The sequence below is a fragment of the Thiobacillus sp. genome, from assembly GCF_024708915.1.
This window is the reverse complement of record NZ_JANJXQ010000232.1, coordinates 1-16,020: the sequence shown is the minus strand read 5'-3', so window position 1 is coordinate 16,020 and position 16,020 is coordinate 1. Positions and strand designations below refer to the sequence as shown.

Sequence of the window (16,020 nt, the reverse complement as noted above, 5' to 3'; positions counted from 1 at the left end):
GTGACCACCGGCGAGCTCGACCGCCTGTGCCACGACTACATGGTCAATGTGCAGAACACCATTCCGGCGCCGCTCAACTACGCCCCGCCCGGCTACAGCCCCTACCCCAAGTCGATCTGCACCTCGATCAACCATCAGGTCTGCCACGGCGTGCCCGGGGACAAGGCGCTCAAGAAGGGCGACATCGTCAACATCGACATCACGGTGATCAAGGACGGCTTCCACGGCGACACCAGCCGCATGTTCATGGTCGGTGGCGATGCCGCGGCCAGCATCATCGCCCGCCGCCTGACCCAGATCACCTACGAGTGCATGTGGCTGGGCATCGCCGCGGTCAGACCGGGTGGCCGCCTGGGCGACATCGGCGCCGTCATCCAGAAGCATGCCGAAGGCAACGGCTTCTCGGTGGTGCGGGAATTCTGCGGCCACGGCATCGGACGCAAGTTCCACGAGGAGCCGCAGGTGCTGCACTACGGCAAGGCCGGCACCGGCCCGGAGCTGAAGCCCGGGATGATCTTCACCATCGAGCCGATGATCAATGCCGGCAAGGCCGCCATCTCGGAACTGCCCGACGGCTGGACCATCGTCACCAAGGACCGCAGCCTGTCCGCGCAATGGGAGCACACGATCGTGGTCACCGAGACCGGGGTCGAGGTGCTGACGCTCTCCGCGAAGGCCCCGGCTCCGCCCGCGATGGTCGCAGACCGGTTCGCCTGACACCGCGCGCCGGACCTCCGCCATGAACGACGCGCTCACCACGTCCCTGCAGCCCCTGCTGGCGGACGCCCGCAAGCGCATGGTGGCGGGGATGGCGCGCTTGCGCGCCGAGTACGAGGCGCGTCCGCACACGGCAACGGTGCTCAAGGGCCGCGCGACGCTGGTCGACGACGAGATCACGCGGCTGTGGTCGTCCTGCGGCATGCCGGCCGCCGCGGCCGTCGTCGCCGTCGGTGGCTACGGGCGGGGGGAGCTGTTCCCGGCCTCGGACGTCGACCTGCTGATCCTGCTTCCCGAGCGGCCCGACGCGGCCCTGCAGTCGCGGCTGGCCACCCTGGTCGGCGGCCTGTGGGACATCGGGCTCGAGGTCGGCCACGCCGTGCGCACGGTCGACGAGTGCCTCCTGGGCGCCGCGGACGACATCACCGTGCAGACCAACCTGCTCGAGGCGCGGCTGCTGACCGGCAGCGCCGCCCTGTTCGGCGAGCTGGCGAGCCGTTATCGCGACGCGCTGGACGTGCGTGCGTTCTACAAGGCCAAGCTGCTCGAACAGGAGCAGCGCTATGCGCGCTTCAACGATACCCCGTATGCGCTCGAGCCCAACTGCAAGGAAAGCCCCGGCGGCCTGCGCGACCTGCAGATGCTGGGCTGGATCGCGCGCGCAGCCGGGCTCGGGCGAAGCTGGCGGGATCTCGCCCGCCGCCGCCTGATCACCGGCAGCGAAGCGAGCGAACTGCGCAACGTCGAGCGCTTCCTGCAGCACGTGCGCATCCGCCTGCACTACCTGACCGGCCGAGCCGAGGACCGCCTGCTGTTCGATCACCAGGAGAAGATCGCGCGCGTGCTCGACATCGAGCCGACCGCGACGCGCCGGGCATCCGAGGTGCTGATGCAGCGCTACTACGTCACCGCGAAGATGGTGATGCAGCTGAACACCGTGCTGCTGCAGAACTACGGCAGCGTGATCTTTCCCGACCGTGGCGCGGCGATCGTCGTCAATGCGCGCTTCCAGGTGGTGCGCGAGCTGCTCGACATTCGCCACGACGACATCTTCGAGCGTCATCCTGCCGCGATCCTGGAATGCTTCCTGCTTCTGCAGCAGCGCTCCGAGCTCAAGGGCATGACCGCGCGCACCCTGCGCGCGCTGTGGATCAACCGCAACCGGGTGAACGCCGCCTTCCGCGCCCGCCCGGAGCACCGCGAGCTCTTCGTTCAGATCCTGCAGCAGAAGCGCGGCATCGTGCGCGTGTTCCGCAAGATGAACGAGTACGGCATCCTGTCGCGCTACATCCCGGCCTGGCGGCGGATCGTCGGCCAGATGCAGCACGACCTGTTCCACGTCTATACGGTCGACCAGCACATCCTGATGGTGCTGCGCAACGTGCGCAGGTTCACGATGGGCGAGCACGCGCACGAATACCCGCTGATGACGCGGCTGATCATCGCCTTCGACCGCCACTGGCTGCTGTACGTCGCCGCCCTCTTCCACGACATCGCCAAGGGCCGCGGCGGCGACCACTCCACGCTGGGCATGGTCGATGCACGCGAGTTCTGCACCCAGCACGGGCTCGCGCCCGAGGATGCCGCCCTGGTCGTGTGGCTGGTCGAGCATCACCTGACGATGTCGCGCGTCGCACAGAAGGAGGACACCTCGGACCCCGAGGTCATCCAGCGCTTCGCGCAGGTCGTCGGCGACGAACGCCGGCTGATCGCGCTCTACCTGCTGACCCACGCCGACGTGCGCGGCACCAGCCCCAAGGTGTGGAACGGCTGGAAGGGCAAGCTGCTGGAAGATCTGTTCTTCGCCACCCAGCGCCTGCTGCGCGGTGCGACGCCGCAGGAGGCGCTCGGTCTCGACGACCGCCAGGAGGATGCGCGCCGGCAGTTGCGCTTCCACGGCCTGCGCCCGGGGGTGGAGGACGAGCTCTGGAGCTGGCTCGATCCGGTCTACTTCATGCGCCATTCGGCCGAGGAGATCGCCTGGCACACCCGCGTGCTCTACTACCGTCCCACCACCGATGAGCCGGTGGTCAAGGCGCGGGTGGCGGACGACGCCGACGGGGTGCAGGTCATGGTATTCACGCGTGACCAGAAGGACCTGTTCGTGCGTCTGACCGGCTTCTTCGGCCGCATGGGCTTCACCATCCTCGACGCCAAGGTGCACACCACCCGCCACGGTTACGCGCTCGACAGCTTCATGCTGCAGGATCCCGGGCAGCAGGCGGTCTACCGCGACATCGTCACGCTGATCGAGCACGAGCTGTGCGTGCGCCTGCAGCAGGCCGGGGCGCCCGAGCGCCCGGCACGCGGCCGCATGTCACGCCAGGTGAAGCATTTTCCGATCAGTCCCGAGGTCAGCATCCGCCCCGACGAGGCGGGGCGCCACCACGTGCTGTCGCTCACTGCGGCGGATCGTCCCGGCCTGCTGTTCGATGTCGCGTCGGTGCTCGCCGACCACGGCATCCGCCTCCACACCGCGAAGATCGCCACCCTGGGCGAACGCGTGGAGGACACCTTCCTGCTCACCGGCCAGGTGCTGAGCCAGGATGCACAGGTGCTGAAGATCGAGCGCGAGCTGCTCGATCGGCTGCAGGTCTAGCGACTGCGGAAAGCGCTCCTGCCTCTGCCGCCGCCCTGGCGAGCGTCAGTGCCCCTTGCCGGCGAGGCGGTCCATGGCGGCGTAAAGCAGGCCGGAAAACAGGAAGGTCACATGGATGCCGACCATCCAGCCGAGCTGGCGGTCGCTCAGGGTTTGCGCGTTCATGAAGGCCTTCAGCAGCTCGATCCCGGAGATCGCCACGATCGAGCCGATCAGCTTGAGCTTGAGATCGGAGAAGCCGATGTGGCCCATCCATTCCGGGCGATCCTGATGCGCGTGCAGGTCCTCCATCTTGGAGACGAAGTTCTCGTAGCCGCTGAACATGATGATGATCAGCAGGTTCATGATCAGCGCCACGTCCACCAGCGAGAGCACGCCGATGATCAACTCGCCGCCCGAGGCCGAACAGATGCCGGCGAACAGGCCCACGAGCTCCTTGGCGAACTTCTCCAGCAGCAGAACCATCGCCAGCACCAGGCCGAAATAGACCGGCGCCATCAGCCAGCGGCTGGTGAACAGCACGTGTTCGAAAGCGGATTCCAGACGTTTCATCGTTTCCAGCCTCAAACCTGACAAAGACACTCGAGCACGTTGCGCACCCGCACCATGGATTCCTGCAGCACCACCTCGATGTCTTCGAAGTGGATGCCGTGCTCGCTCGAGGAGCGCCCGGCGGCGTAATTGACCACCACACCGATCGCCGCGTAGGGCAGTTCGAGCTCGCGGGCGAGCGCCGCCTCCGGCATCCCGGTCATGCCGACGATGTCGGCGCCGTCGCGTTCGAGGCGGTCGATCTCCGCCGCCGTCTCCAGCCGCGGCCCCTGGGTGCTGGCATAGACGCCGCCATCGACCGCGCTGTCGCCGGCCGCACGGATCGCCGCCAGCAGGCGGCTACGCAGGGTCTCGTCGTACGGATGCGTGAAATCGATGTGGCGAACCGGTGTGTCGCCGCCGTCGAAGAAGGTGCTCTTGCGGCCCCAGGTGTAGTCGATGATCTGGTCGGGCACGATCAGCGTGCCGGGGGCGAGATCGGCGCGGATGCCGCCGACCGAGGCCACCGAGACGATGCCGGAGACCTTCGCCTCCTTCAGCGCCCAGATGTTGGCGCGGTAATTGACCAGGTGCGGCGGGATCGTGTGGCCGTAGCCGTGGCGCGCGAGAAAGACCACCGGCTCGTTGCACATCTGGCCGAAGGCCAGGGCGCCGGACGGCTCGCCGTAAGGCGTGCGCGCAACCTCGCGGCGCTCGATCTCCATGTTCGACAACTGGGTGAGTCCGCTGCCGCCGATGATCGCTAGCATTCCTGAACCTCTTCACGCTGGGCGGGCGATTCTAGCATGCACCCCGGAGTCGCCGAGAATTCCATGTTGCGCTGCCGCAGCCCGTGATAGAATCCCCGACCTTTCAAAGACTTCGCCTGCCCTCCTCCATGTCCCGCGCCATTCGCAACATCGCCATCATCGCCCACGTCGATCATGGCAAGACCACCCTCGTCGACCAGCTTCTGCGCCAGTCCGGCACCTTCCGCGAAAACCAGCAGGTCGCCGAGCGCGTCATGGACTCCGGCGACATCGAGAAGGAACGCGGCATCACCATCCTCGCCAAGAACTGCGCGATCCAGTACGGCGAGACCCACATCAACATCGTCGACACCCCGGGCCACGCCGACTTCGGCGGCGAGGTCGAGCGCGTGCTGTCGATGGTCGACAGCGTGCTGCTGCTGGTCGACGCCCAGGAAGGCCCGATGCCGCAGACCCGCTTCGTGACCCGCAAGGCGCTCGCCCTCGGCCTCAAGCCGATCGTGGTCATCAACAAGATCGACCGCCCGGGCGCGCGTCCGGACTGGGTGATCAACCACACCTTCGATCTCTTCGACAAGCTCGGCGCTACCGAAGAGCAGCTCGACTTCCCGGTCATCTATGCCTCGGGCCTGAACGGCTTCGCGGTGATCAACGAGGGCGACGAGCGCAAGGACATGCGCCCGCTGTTCGAGGCCATCCTCAAGTACGTGCCGGCGCCCGAAGTCGACGCCGACGGCCCGCTGCAACTGCAGCGGCGCGTCGGCCGCGCCGGGCGGGGTGGGGACGTGGCTCAAAACGGTGTCGAACAGCGGCGTCATGTCGGACGCGGCGCCGCCTTGGGACGGGGCGTCCTTGAGGTCCCTGCATGCCCAGCCGTTGAGGCCCGAGGCGTAGATGATGGGGAAGTCGAGCTGCTCGTCGGTGGCGCCGAGCTTGTCGAACAAGTCGAAGGTCTGGTCGACCACCCAGTCCGGGCGGGCGCCGGGACGGTCGATCTTGTTGATCACCACGATGGGGCGCAGGCCGAGCGCCAGCGCCTTCTTGGTGACGAAGCGCGTCTGCGGCATCGGGCCTTCGACGGCGTCGACCAGCAGCACCACGCCGTCGACCATGCCGAGTACGCGCTCGACTTCGCCACCGAAATCGGCGTGCCCGGGGGTGTCGACGATGTTGATGTGGGTGTCGCCGTAGGTGATCGCGGTGTTCTTCGCCAGGATGGTGATGCCGCGTTCTTTTTCGATGTCGCCGGAGTCCATTACCCGCTCGTCGACCGCCTGGTTGTCGCGGAAGGTGCCGGATTGCCTGAGAAGCTGGTCGACCAGCGTGGTCTTGCCATGGTCGACGTGCGCGATGATGGCGATGTTGCGGAGCTTGCGGGACATGATGGGGGGCCGGATTGCGGGAAGCCCAATATTATAGCATGGTTGTTTGACAATTCATTGTTATTGTGCGAGCGGATGCGCGTCCAGGCGGGCGTCGATGCGGGCGATGACGCGCTGGTAGCGTGCGCTGCCGATGGGGCCGAAGCGGCGGTCGAATTCGGCCTGCGGCATGAATTCCGGCAGGTCGCGGAAATCCGGCAGCAGATCGGCATCGTTGCGGGCAAGCGCCAGATGCTGGCGCACCCGCGCCGCGGCGGCGCCGGTGGCGCGTTCGCCCAGCCGGACGCCGGCGCGGTTGGCGGCCAGGTCGGTGAAGCTGAAGCCGGAACCCTTGCCCGCATCCTCCTCTTCCTTGATCAGGCCGATGGCGTTGGCCAGTCGGCTGCCGCCATTGACCGACAGCGCGGCGGAAATCATGAAGTGCTCGGCAAAGTCGCGCCGCCCGTGCAGCGACAGCAGCACGCGCGGCGCCTGGCGGATAGAGCGGCTGTCGCCTTCCAGTAGCCTGGGCAGGCTGATCCCGGCCAGGTAGGCCGCCAGCGCGGTGAGCGCGGCACGATTTTCCTCGCGGGCGTCGCCGCCGGTTTGCAGGGCGTGCGTAAACAGGGGGCCGGTGATCCGCACCAGCGGTACGGTGCTGCCGTGCGGGTGGCGCTTGAGCAGGGCGTCCAGCTGTTCGGCATAAGCCAGCATGCGTGCCTGGTCCTCGGGGGCGATCAGCAATTCCGCACTTTTGCGTTCCAGCCGGGTCAGCAACTCGGGATGCCAGCGGTAGTCCAGGGTGGCCTGATTTTCATCGAAATTGATCTGGGAGAACGCATCGGCCAGCGTGGCGTAGGTTTTGTCGCGGCGCAGCCAGCGATGCGCCTGGCGCGCCATCCAGTCGGCCAGCACGCCGGGCAGCGGCAGGCTGCCCAGCTGCAGGCCCTGAATCCGGATGCCGCCAGGCACCTCGGCTATTTCCGCGGTGAGGTTGAGATAACGGCCAAACGGATTGGGCGGTACGGCGAGGGTGGCGGAAAGCGTGGCCATGCCGGGGGTGAGTTCGGCGGCAATGCCTCTGACGCGGTGCAGTTCGACGGCATAGTTCAGCAGCCGGTTGAGTTCGGCCTCGTCGAGCCGGATGCTCTGAACCACGTCAGGCGTCTGGCGGCGCGGGTCATGTTTCTGGAACAGCGTTCTGACCCAGGCCAGATCGGTGCGGCGAAACTCGGCCGGCGGCTCGATCGCCGGCGCGTCGTCGAGCATCAGCCAGGGTAACGCGGTGAGCGCGGCCAGCACGGCGAACAGCGCGCTCCAGCCAAACAAACGCTTCATGGCGGGATCATTCCGGCTGGTTGCGCATGAAATCGGCAGTCTTGAAGAGCGCCGCTGTCATTTCCTGCTGCATCGCGGCATCCACCCCCACGTCCTGCATCGCACGGACCATGCAGCCCATCCACTGGTCGCGCTCGGCTTCGCCGATGACGAAGGGCAGATGGCGGCGGCGCAAGAACGGATGGCCGAAGCGGTCGGTGTACTCCGGCGGCCCGCCGGTCCAGCCGGAGAGAAACCAGGCGAGCTTGTTGCGCGACTCGGTGAGGTCTGCCGGATGTAGTTTGCGGATGCCGTAATAATCCGGGTCTTCGTCCATCAGGTCGTAAAAGCGGTCTACCAGCTTGCGGATCGTTTCGCCGCCGCCGAGGCGTTCGTAGTGGGTCTGCATGGTTCAGCCCCGCACCGGCTTGACGGCCGCCGCCGCTGCCTTGGCATGCAGGCGGGCCGTATCGGTGCTGGCGGCGGCGGCGAGCACCACCCCCATGCGCCGGCGGACGAAGGCCTCGGGTTTGCCGAACAGCCGCAGGTCGACGCCGGGTGTGCGCATGGCATCGGCCACGCCGTCGAAGGCGATGCCGCTCGCATCCATGCCGCCGTAGATCACCGCCGAGGCGCCGGGTTCGCGCAGGCTCGCGTCGACCGGCAGGCCGAGGATGGCGCGCGCGTGCAGCTCGAATTCGTTCTGCCGCTGCGTCGCCATCGTCACCATGCCGGTGTCGTGGGGGCGCGGACTGACTTCGGAGAACCACACCGTGTCGCCCTTGACGAACAATTCCACGCCGAAAACCCCGCGCCCGCCGAGATTGGCGGTGACGGCGGCGGCGATTTCCTGCGCGCGCGCCTGTGCCGCGGCGGACATCGCCTGCGGCTGCCACGATTCGACGTAATCGCCCTTCTCCTGCAGGTGGCCGATCGGCTCGCAGAAATGCGTCTCGACCGTGCCCGAGGCGCCGAGCGCGCGCACGGTCAGCAGCGTGATTTCGTAATCGAAATCGATCACCCCCTCGACGATGACGCGCCCCTTGTCCACCCGCCCGCCGCTGGCGGCCGCGTCCCATGCAGCCGCCAGCTGGCTGGCGTCGCCCACCCATGATTGCCCCTTGCCGGACGATGACATCACCGGCTTGACGATCACCGGGTAGCCCAACTGGCCGGCTGCAGCCGACATCGCAGCCAGGCTGTCGGCGAACACGTAAGGTGACGTCGGCAGGCCCAGTGTTTCTGCCGCCAGCCGGCGGATGCCTTCGCGGTTCATGGTGAGGTTGGCGGCGCGTGCAGTGGGGATGATCTCCGCCAGCCCGGCGGCCTCGATTTCCAGCAGGGTTTCGGTGGCGATGGCCTCGATCTCCGGCACCACCAGCTGCGGTTTCTCCGTTTCGATCAGCGCGCGCAGGGCCGCGCCGTCGCCCATGTCGATCACGTAGGCGCGGTGCGCTACCTGATGGCCGGGGGCGTCGGCGTAGCGGTCCACCGCGATGACTTCGACACCGAGGCGCTGCAGGGCGATGGCGACTTCCTTGCCGAGTTCGCCCGCACCCAGCAGCATGACGCGGGTGGCGGAAGGAGAGAGTGGGGTGCCGAGGCGCATGGCCGGAATCCTGGATAACAATCAAACGGGATTTTACCGTGCTTCAGAGATGTTCCTCGATCGGCAGCGCCTGCAGCACACGCAACAGGCCGCGCTGGATCGGGGTGGTTTCGGGTTCGCGATCGAAAATGCGCTCGGCACCCTGGTGGACATCGCGCCATTGCAGGCGTTTCGCGACGCCTTTTCCGTTTTTTTCGACGACGAGCCGAGTCTGGTAGCTGCGTTCGGGACGCATCGCGTCTTCGGCGATGGCGGTGACCTGGCGGGCCAGTTCGGCGGAGTGGATGACCAGTCCCATTTCGGTATTGAGCAATGCCGAGCGCGGATCAAGATTGAAACTGCCGATGAAGACGTGTTCGTCGTCGAAGACGAAGGTCTTGGCGTGCAGGCTGGCGCGCGAGGAGCCGCTGCCGAGGTCGCGCAGGCGACCGCCGGTGGGTTCGGCGACCGGTTTCAGTTCATAGAGATTGACGCCCGCCTGCAGCAGCGGGATGCGGTAATTGGCATAGCCGGCGTGCACCACCGGCACGTCGCTGGCGGCATAGGCGTTGGTCAGCACGTCGATCTGCACGCCCTGGCTGCGCCAGTACTCGAAGTAAGCCATGCCGAGGGCGCCGGGCACGAAATAGGGCGACACGATGAGGGCGCGCCGGGTGGGGTCGACCCACAGCCCGGCAAGCTGGCCGATCAGCAGTTTGGACGGCGATTTGCTGCGCTTGAGGACCTTCCCCGGCGGATCGACGATGAGATCGGCGCGCGCGATGTGCCAGGGGGTTTTCCCCGCCAGCAGTTTGGGCAGGGGGTCGGCTGCGGTCAGCACGCGGCCATAGTCGCTGTCGAGCTGTTGCGTGCGGTACTGCTGCAAAAACCGGGTGGTGCGCTGCAGCCGGATGTCGTTGGCGTTGACCGGCAGGGCGGCGGCGGGCACCGCCGCATCGCTGTTCCAGTATTGATCGAACGATCGCGACAGACTGTCGACGATGGCGCCCGCCGCAATGACGTCGAGGTCGACGAAGGCCAGGTCATGGTGGGCATCGAAATACTCGTCGCCGATGTTGCGTCCGCCGGTGATGCCGAGCTGATTGTCGGCGATGAAGACCTTGTTGTGCATGCGGCGGTTGAGGCGGACGCTTTCGCGCAGCGCCTGCCAGCCCTTGACGAAAAGATTGGTGCTGCGGGTGTGGAAGGGGTTGAACAGCCGCACCTGGATGTTGGGGTGGGCGTTCAGCGTGGCGAGCCGGAGTTCCTTGTCGGCGGTATCGATATCGTCGACCAGCACGCGCACACGCACGCCGCGTTCGGCGGCGGCCAGCAAGGCCGCGGCGACCAGCTTGCCGGTGGCGTCGTGGTGGAACAGGTAGTACTGCACGTCGAGCGTATGGGTGGCGCGCTGCGCCAGCGCCAGCCTGGCGGCCAGCGCCGCGCGGCCTTCCCGCAGCAGATGAAAGCCCGATTCGCCGGCCGGGATCTGTGCCGACAGATACGCTTTCAACGGGCTGTCGGCCTGGTTTGAGACGGCATGCGAAGGCGGGCGCTCGGCGCTCATCCTGAGCGTGGGCGCGCAGCCGGCCAGCGCCAGCAGCGCGGCCAGCGCGGCGCCGGCAAGGCAGAGCGATTCAGGCGGTTTGCGCATGCAGGCGTTGCCAGTCGAAATGGGGGCCGGGATCGGTCTTGCGCCCCGCGGCGATGTCGCTGTGCCCCACCACGGCCTGGATGGGATAGGCCTGTTTCAGCAAGCGCACCAGCGGAGCCAGGGCGGCGTACTGGGCCTCGGTGAAAGACTGGTCGTCGGTGCCTTCGAGTTCGATCCCGATGGAAAAATCGTTGCAGCGCTCGCGTCCTTGCCAGGTCGACATCCCGGCATGCCAGGCGCGCAGCGTGCACGGCACGAACTGGATCAGGGTGCCGTCGCGGCGAATGAAAAAATGCGCCGATACCCTGAGCCCACGGATGCCCAGATAATACGGATGCGCATCCCAGTCGAGCCGGTTGGTGAAGAGGTCGATCACCGCATCGCCGTCGAACACGCCCGGCGGTAGCGAAATATTGTGGATGACGATGAGTTCGGTCGCCGTACCGTCCGGGCGGGCGTCGCAGTTGGGCGAGGGCAGCTGGCGAGCGTTGGTCAGCCAGCCGGCAGCATCGATCACGGGGGGAAGAGAAGGAGGTTGCAGCATGGCTCAAGCTTATCCGACCCGCGCATGCTCTGGAAACTTCGCTTAGACTTCCGGCTTTAGTCGAATTACGAGTCCGTCATGTCCCCACTTGAAGCGCAGCAATTGCTGGATGAGGCCGAATGTATCGTGCCGGAGACGGTGGTGCAGGCCGCGCTCGATCGTCTGGCCGGCGAGATTGCGCAGGCATTGGCGGGAACGTTTCCGCTGGTATTGCCGGTGATGGGCGGGGCGGTGATGTTTGCCGGGCAGTTGCTGCCCAAGCTGGGCTTTCCGCTGGAGTTCGATTACCTGCACGTCACCCGTTATCGCGGCCAGACCCACGGCGGCGAGATGGAATGGAAGGTGTTGCCGGGGCAGAATGTGGTGGGCCGCAACGTGCTGGTGCTGGACGATATCCTGGACGAGGGCGAGACCCTGGCTGCGATTCGCGACAAGCTCCTGCACATGGGCGCGGCGCGGGTATGGTCGGCGGTGCTGACCAACAAGGACAACGGGCTGGACAAACCGGTCCGGGCCGATTTCGTGGGGCTGGATGTGCCAGACCGCTATGTGTTCGGCTGCGGCATGGACGCTTACGGACTGTGGCGCAATCTGCCCGCTATCTACGCTTTGAAGGACAAATAATATGTTGGGCATTATCGGCGGCACGGGGCTGACCCAGCTCGCCAATCTGGAAATCACCCATCGCAAGGTGGCGCGCACGCCTTTCGGCGAGCCGTCCGGCGCGCTCACCTTTGGCCACATCTGCGATCAGGAAGTGATCTTTCTGGCGCGCCATGGCTATGGCCACACCATTCCGCCGCACGAGGTGAACTATCGCGCCAACCTGTGGGCACTGAAAGACCACGGCGTCGACCGCGTGGTGTCGGTGGCCACGGTCGGGGGCATTCATCCGGCGCTGATTCCCGGCATGCTGGTCATTCCCGACCAGATCATCGACTACACCCATGGCCGGGCGGCCACCTGTCTGGTCGAAACCGACAAACCGGTCACCCATCTCGATTTCACGTTCCCCTATTGTGACCGGATGCGCCAGGCGCTGCTTCAGGCCGCGGCCAGCGCAGGCATCAATCTGCGCGATGGCGGCGTGTACGGCGCGGTGCAGGGGCCGCGCCTGGAAACCGCGGCCGAAATCAACCGCATGGAGCGCGACGGTGCCGATATGGTGGGGATGACCGGCATGCCGGAAGCCTATCTGGCGCGCGAACTGGCGCTTTGCTACGCGACGGTGGGCGTGGTGGTGAACTACGCGGCCGGCCGCGGCCTGTCGAGCGACGGCATCCAGATGGAAGAGATCCAGTCCGTGCTGGGCGAAGTGATGCTGCAGGTGCGGCATCTGCTCGAGCAGCTGGTGACCAACGACGCTGCCGGGTTGTGCACATTCTGAACGCACGATGAAGCGGGCCGCATGAAACTCTACCGTGCCTTGCAGTCGCAGGGATTCGGCAGCCGCAAAGCCTGCATGGCGCGGGTGCGCATGGGCGAGGTGGCGGTCAACGGCGTGGTCTGCGACGAGCCCGAGGCCGAGGTCGACCCGGCGCAGCTGGAGCTGACGCTCGACGGCGTCAGCTGGCGTTACCGCGAGAAAGCCTATGTGCTGATGCACAAGCCGGCCGGGTATGAGTGCTCGCATCGCCCCAGCCATCATCCCAGTGTGTTTTCCCTGTTGCCGGCGCCACTGGTGCAGCGCGGGGTGCAATGCGTGGGGCGTCTCGATCAGGACACCACCGGGTTGTTGCTGTTTTCCGACGACGGCCAGTTCATCCACCGCATGACCTCGCCGAAGAAAGGCGTCGCCAAGGTGTACCGCGCAGGCTGCGCCGACCGGCTCGACGACGCCATGCTGGAGGCTTTGCGCAGCGGCGTGCAGCTCAACGACGAGCCGGCGCCGATTGCCGCGCTGACGTGCGAGGCGCTCGACGGGCGCAACTTGCGGCTGACCCTGGCCGAGGGCAAATACCATCAGGTCAAACGCATGATCGCGGCGGCCGGCAACCGGGTCGAGTCGCTGCATCGCGAAGCCATCGGCGGCCATGCCCTGCCCGCAACCTTGCCCGCCGGCGCATGGCGCTGGCTGGAAGCCGGCGATCTCACCCGACTGGAGCAGCCATGGCCATCCGCGATGTCCTGAAAATGGGCGACCCGCGCCTGCTGGAAGCGGCGCGCCCGGTGGAGGAATTTGCCTCGCCCGAACTGGCGCAGCTGATCGTCGACATGCACGACACCATGCGCGCATTGAATGGCGCCGGTCTGGCGGCGCCGCAAATCGGCATCGGCCTGCAGGTGGCGATCTTCGAGGTCAATGCCAACCCGCGTTACCCGGACGCCGAAAGCGTGCCGTTCACCGTCCTCATCAACCCCGTGCTGACCCCGTTGTCCGCTGCGATGGAGGAAGCCTGGGAGGGGTGCCTGTCGGTTCCCGGGATGCGCGGGTTGGTGCCGCGCCATGCCGACTTGCGCTATCAGGGCTTCGACGCGACGGGACAGCCGATCGATCGCAGCGTGAGCGGTTTCCATGCCCGCGTGGTGCAGCACGAAGTCGATCATCTGCGCGGCATCCTGTATCCGATGCGGATTCGCGACCTGCGCCATTTCGGTTTCACCGACACCCTGTTCCCGGGGCAAAACCTGCAGGACGATTGACGGGTTCTCGACGCTTTCGGGCATGCATTTAGCTTGCCTAAAGTTGCCCCTGTCCGCGCCGCTAACTTGAAGCGTAACCGTGGGCGAGGTGCCCCGGCACAAGCTGCAAGGACGACAATGAACTCCGAACAACAGATCCGGCAGGCCCGGTACCGCATCCATCGCGCCGACGCGATGGTGGGGGAGGCGGCCCAGCTCGACGCCATTGCGGCCCAGTTGATGGCGATGCAGCGGCAATGGAACGCCCCCGACCGCGAAGCCCGCCTGGCCGCGGTGCTGGCGACCAGCCGCGCGGTGTGGCACGGCATTCAGATTGCGCTGGCCGAAGGTGCCCTGGCTTTCCCGCTGGAAGTGCGGCAGAACCTGCTGATTCTGTCGGTGTATGCCGACAGCAAGATCGGCGCATGCGAGCTTGCGCCCAGCGCCGACACGCTGGGCAGCCTGATCGCGCTGACCCATACGCTGGCGGGCAGCCTCAAGGAATGGCGGGAGGCGGCATGAAGGCTTCGCTGTGTGCGGTGCTGGATCCGGATATCAGTCTGGCCGATGCCGCAGTCGACGCGGCGGGCACCACCACCTCGGTGCGTCCCGGCCGTGTCCGCAACCGCAGCAAGACCGAGCTGGACGAAAAGGTCAAGAAACCGGCCGGCAGCGTGCGCAAGAAGTCGCCTCCGGCACGCAAGGCCCCCGCGCGCGGGCGCTACGTGGACGAATACGCGCAGCCGGCGCGCTGAATCACTTCAGTACCTCGTGCACGTCGGTTTCCAGCGCCTGCCTTCCGGCCGGCGTATGCAAAGCGCCTCCGCGGATCAGAAAGGTGTCCTCGACACGCTCGCCCAGCGTGTCGATTTTGGCGGCATAGACGTTTACCCCATGCCGCATCAATACCTCGGCTACCGCAAACAGCAAGCCCGCGCGATCCGCACAGATAATCGACAGCATGTGGCCGTGCCCCTGCGCATCGGCTTCCAGCTGTACCGTGGTGGGATAGGGATGGTGCCGCTGGTGGCGTGACAGACGGCCGCGCGGTGCCGGCTGCATCGGCTGCGCCGGGTCGAGGTCGCGCGCCAGCTCGTGCTCCACGAAGTTCAGAAAATCGCGGTAATGAATGCCGCGATTGGCCAGGTCCATCACCTGAAAGCTGTCGAGCGCATAACCATGCCGGGTGGTGTGGATCTTGGCTTCGAGAATGGTGTACTGGATACGCGCAAAAAAGCCGCAGATACGGGCAAACAGGTCGGGCTGGTCGGGGGTGTAGACCAGTACCTGGATGCCTTCGCCGACCGGCGACAGGCGCGCCTTCACGATGGCGTCGGTGCTGTCGGTGCGGCGCCACAGCATGCGTGCCTGCCAGGCCATGTCGCGGGCATCGAAACGGGCAAAATAACGCGCGTCGAGGTGCTGCCACAGTGCGTCGGCGGCGCCGGTAGGCAGGCCATACAGGGCGAGGTTGACGCGCGCTTCGTTCTGCTTGGCGGCGATGTTGGCGACGGCTTCATCGCCGCCAAGCAGCTGCGCCCGCGTGGCATGGTAGAGATCTTCCAGCAGCTTGCCTTTCCAGGCATTCCATACCGTGGGACTGGTGCCGCGGATATCGGCCACGGTCAGCAGATAGAGGGCCGTCAGCCGGCGCAGGTTGCCGATCCTGGCGGCAAACGCGGCAATCACCCCGGGGTCGCTGGTGTCTTCCTTTTGCGAGGTGCGCGACATCGCCAAGTGCATTTCCACCAGCCAGGCGACCAGTTCGGTATCGGCCTTGTCGAGGCCGTGCCGGCGGCAAAATATCCGCGCATCGGCCGCTCCCAGTTCGGAGTGGTCGCCGCCGCGGCCTTTGGCGATATCGTGAAACAGGGCGGCCAGGTAGAGCAGTTCGGGTTTGTCGAAACCGGCGATCAGGCGGCTGGCGAGCGGAAGTTCGTGCGCCAGTGCCGGCACGGTGAAGCGCCGCATGTTGCGCAGCACGGTGAGGATGTGCTCGTCGACGGTGTAGACGTGAAACAGGTCGTGCTGCATCTGCCCGACGATGCGGCCAAACGCCGGAATGTAGCGTCCCAGCAGGCCATAGCGATGCATGGCGCGCAGCGCCCGGGTGATGCCCAGCGGCTGGCGCAGCAGCGTCATGAACAGTGCATGGTGCGCCGGATTGGCGCGGAAGGCGGCATCGATGCGGATGCTGCCGCGCCACAGCGCGCGCAGCGTGGCCGGCTCGAACCCGGCCAGCGCCGGATGCTGGGCATACAGGATGAAGGCGCGCAGCAGGGCATCGGGCTTGCGTTCGAACAAGTCGGCGGCGCGC

Annotated in this window: 16 protein-coding genes and 2 pseudogenes; 9 read left to right on the top strand and 9 right to left on the bottom strand. The window is 66.4% G+C overall.

What is annotated here, in order from left to right:
* Nucleotides 1–717: type I methionyl aminopeptidase (map, locus tag Q0L94_RS15420; RefSeq protein WP_296754922.1), on the top strand; the 717-nt coding region annotated here is incomplete at its 5' end.
* A 22-nt stretch (nucleotides 718–739) separates the two neighbouring features.
* Complete coding sequence (locus Q0L94_RS15415; RefSeq protein WP_296754919.1) at nucleotides 740–3,316, top strand: [protein-PII] uridylyltransferase; 2,577 nt, start codon at nucleotides 740–742, stop codon at nucleotides 3,314–3,316.
* A 45-nt stretch (nucleotides 3,317–3,361) separates the two neighbouring features.
* On the opposite strand, the gene Q0L94_RS15410 is transcribed toward Q0L94_RS15415, so the two are convergent.
* The gene (locus Q0L94_RS15410) at nucleotides 3,362–3,868 is read right to left on the bottom strand and encodes a TIGR00645 family protein (protein WP_296754916.1); all 507 of its coding nucleotides are present in this window, start codon (nucleotides 3,866–3,868) and stop codon (nucleotides 3,362–3,364) included.
* Nucleotides 3,869–3,879: 11 nt separating this feature from the next.
* Nucleotides 3,880–4,617 (bottom strand): S-methyl-5'-thioinosine phosphorylase, encoded by a 738-nt coding sequence (locus tag Q0L94_RS15405; protein WP_296754915.1) that lies wholly within the window; start codon nucleotides 4,615–4,617, stop codon nucleotides 3,880–3,882.
* Between the two features lie 128 nt (nucleotides 4,618–4,745).
* Between Q0L94_RS15405 and Q0L94_RS15400 the strand changes: the two are divergent.
* Nucleotides 4,746–5,369, top strand: a pseudogene (locus Q0L94_RS15400) (GTP-binding protein); the annotation flags it as partial.
* Here the strand turns inward: Q0L94_RS15400 and Q0L94_RS15395 are convergent.
* The 6 genes and pseudogenes from Q0L94_RS15395 to ampD form a co-directional block, all read right to left on the bottom strand.
* A pseudogene (locus tag Q0L94_RS15395) lies at nucleotides 5,358–5,999 on the bottom strand (GTP-binding protein); the annotation flags it as partial. The pseudogenes Q0L94_RS15400 and Q0L94_RS15395 overlap by 12 nt on opposite strands.
* Before the next feature lie 60 nt (nucleotides 6,000–6,059).
* Nucleotides 6,060–7,316, bottom strand: coding sequence for a hypothetical protein (locus Q0L94_RS15390; RefSeq protein ID WP_296754912.1), 1,257 nt, complete (start codon nucleotides 7,314–7,316; stop codon nucleotides 6,060–6,062).
* Nucleotides 7,317–7,323: 7 nt separating this feature from the next.
* Complete coding sequence (locus tag Q0L94_RS15385) at nucleotides 7,324–7,704, bottom strand: group II truncated hemoglobin (RefSeq protein ID WP_296754910.1); 381 nt, start codon at nucleotides 7,702–7,704, stop codon at nucleotides 7,324–7,326.
* A 3-nt stretch (nucleotides 7,705–7,707) separates the two neighbouring features.
* Nucleotides 7,708–8,904 (bottom strand): formate-dependent phosphoribosylglycinamide formyltransferase, encoded by a 1,197-nt coding sequence (gene purT / locus Q0L94_RS15380; RefSeq protein WP_296754907.1) that lies wholly within the window; start codon nucleotides 8,902–8,904, stop codon nucleotides 7,708–7,710.
* Nucleotides 8,905–8,947: 43 nt separating this feature from the next.
* Nucleotides 8,948–10,537 (bottom strand): phospholipase D family protein, encoded by a 1,590-nt coding sequence (locus tag Q0L94_RS15375; RefSeq protein WP_296754905.1) that lies wholly within the window; start codon nucleotides 10,535–10,537, stop codon nucleotides 8,948–8,950.
* Complete coding sequence (ampD, locus tag Q0L94_RS15370; protein WP_296754902.1) at nucleotides 10,521–11,081, bottom strand: 1,6-anhydro-N-acetylmuramyl-L-alanine amidase AmpD; 561 nt, start codon at nucleotides 11,079–11,081, stop codon at nucleotides 10,521–10,523. The genes Q0L94_RS15375 and ampD overlap by 17 nt, the downstream gene beginning before the upstream one ends.
* A gap of 78 nt (nucleotides 11,082–11,159) precedes the next feature.
* Between ampD and Q0L94_RS15365 the strand changes: the two genes are divergently transcribed.
* From Q0L94_RS15365 to Q0L94_RS15340, 6 genes are all read left to right on the top strand, one after another.
* Nucleotides 11,160–11,705 carry a hypoxanthine-guanine phosphoribosyltransferase gene (locus Q0L94_RS15365; protein ID WP_296754900.1) on the top strand — a complete coding sequence of 182 codons (546 nt, stop codon included), beginning with the start codon at nucleotides 11,160–11,162 and terminating at the stop codon, nucleotides 11,703–11,705.
* 1 nt (nucleotide 11,706) lies between these two features.
* The gene (locus tag Q0L94_RS15360; protein WP_296754897.1) at nucleotides 11,707–12,468 is read left to right on the top strand and encodes an S-methyl-5'-thioinosine phosphorylase; all 762 of its coding nucleotides are present in this window, start codon (nucleotides 11,707–11,709) and stop codon (nucleotides 12,466–12,468) included.
* Between the two features lie 21 nt (nucleotides 12,469–12,489).
* Nucleotides 12,490–13,212: a pseudouridine synthase gene (locus Q0L94_RS15355; RefSeq protein ID WP_296754896.1), complete on the top strand. Its 723-nt coding sequence runs from the start codon at nucleotides 12,490–12,492 to the stop codon at nucleotides 13,210–13,212.
* On the top strand, nucleotides 13,191–13,724 hold the full coding sequence (def, locus tag Q0L94_RS15350; protein ID WP_296754894.1) for a peptide deformylase: 534 nt from the start codon (nucleotides 13,191–13,193) through the stop codon (nucleotides 13,722–13,724). The genes Q0L94_RS15355 and def overlap by 22 nt, the downstream gene beginning before the upstream one ends.
* 117 nt (nucleotides 13,725–13,841) lie before the next feature.
* Nucleotides 13,842–14,225, top strand: a complete 384-nt coding sequence (locus Q0L94_RS15345; protein WP_296754891.1) for a flagellar biosynthesis regulator FlaF — start codon at nucleotides 13,842–13,844, stop codon at nucleotides 14,223–14,225.
* A complete protein-coding gene (locus tag Q0L94_RS15340) occupies nucleotides 14,222–14,458 on the top strand; it encodes a hypothetical protein (RefSeq protein ID WP_296754888.1) in 237 nt (78 codons plus the stop codon). The genes Q0L94_RS15345 and Q0L94_RS15340 overlap by 4 nt, the downstream gene beginning before the upstream one ends.
* Nucleotide 14,459: 1 nt before the next feature.
* On the opposite strand, the gene Q0L94_RS15335 is transcribed toward Q0L94_RS15340, so the two are convergent.
* Nucleotides 14,460–16,020: ACT domain-containing protein (locus tag Q0L94_RS15335; RefSeq protein ID WP_296754886.1), on the bottom strand; the 1,561-nt coding region annotated here is incomplete at its 5' end.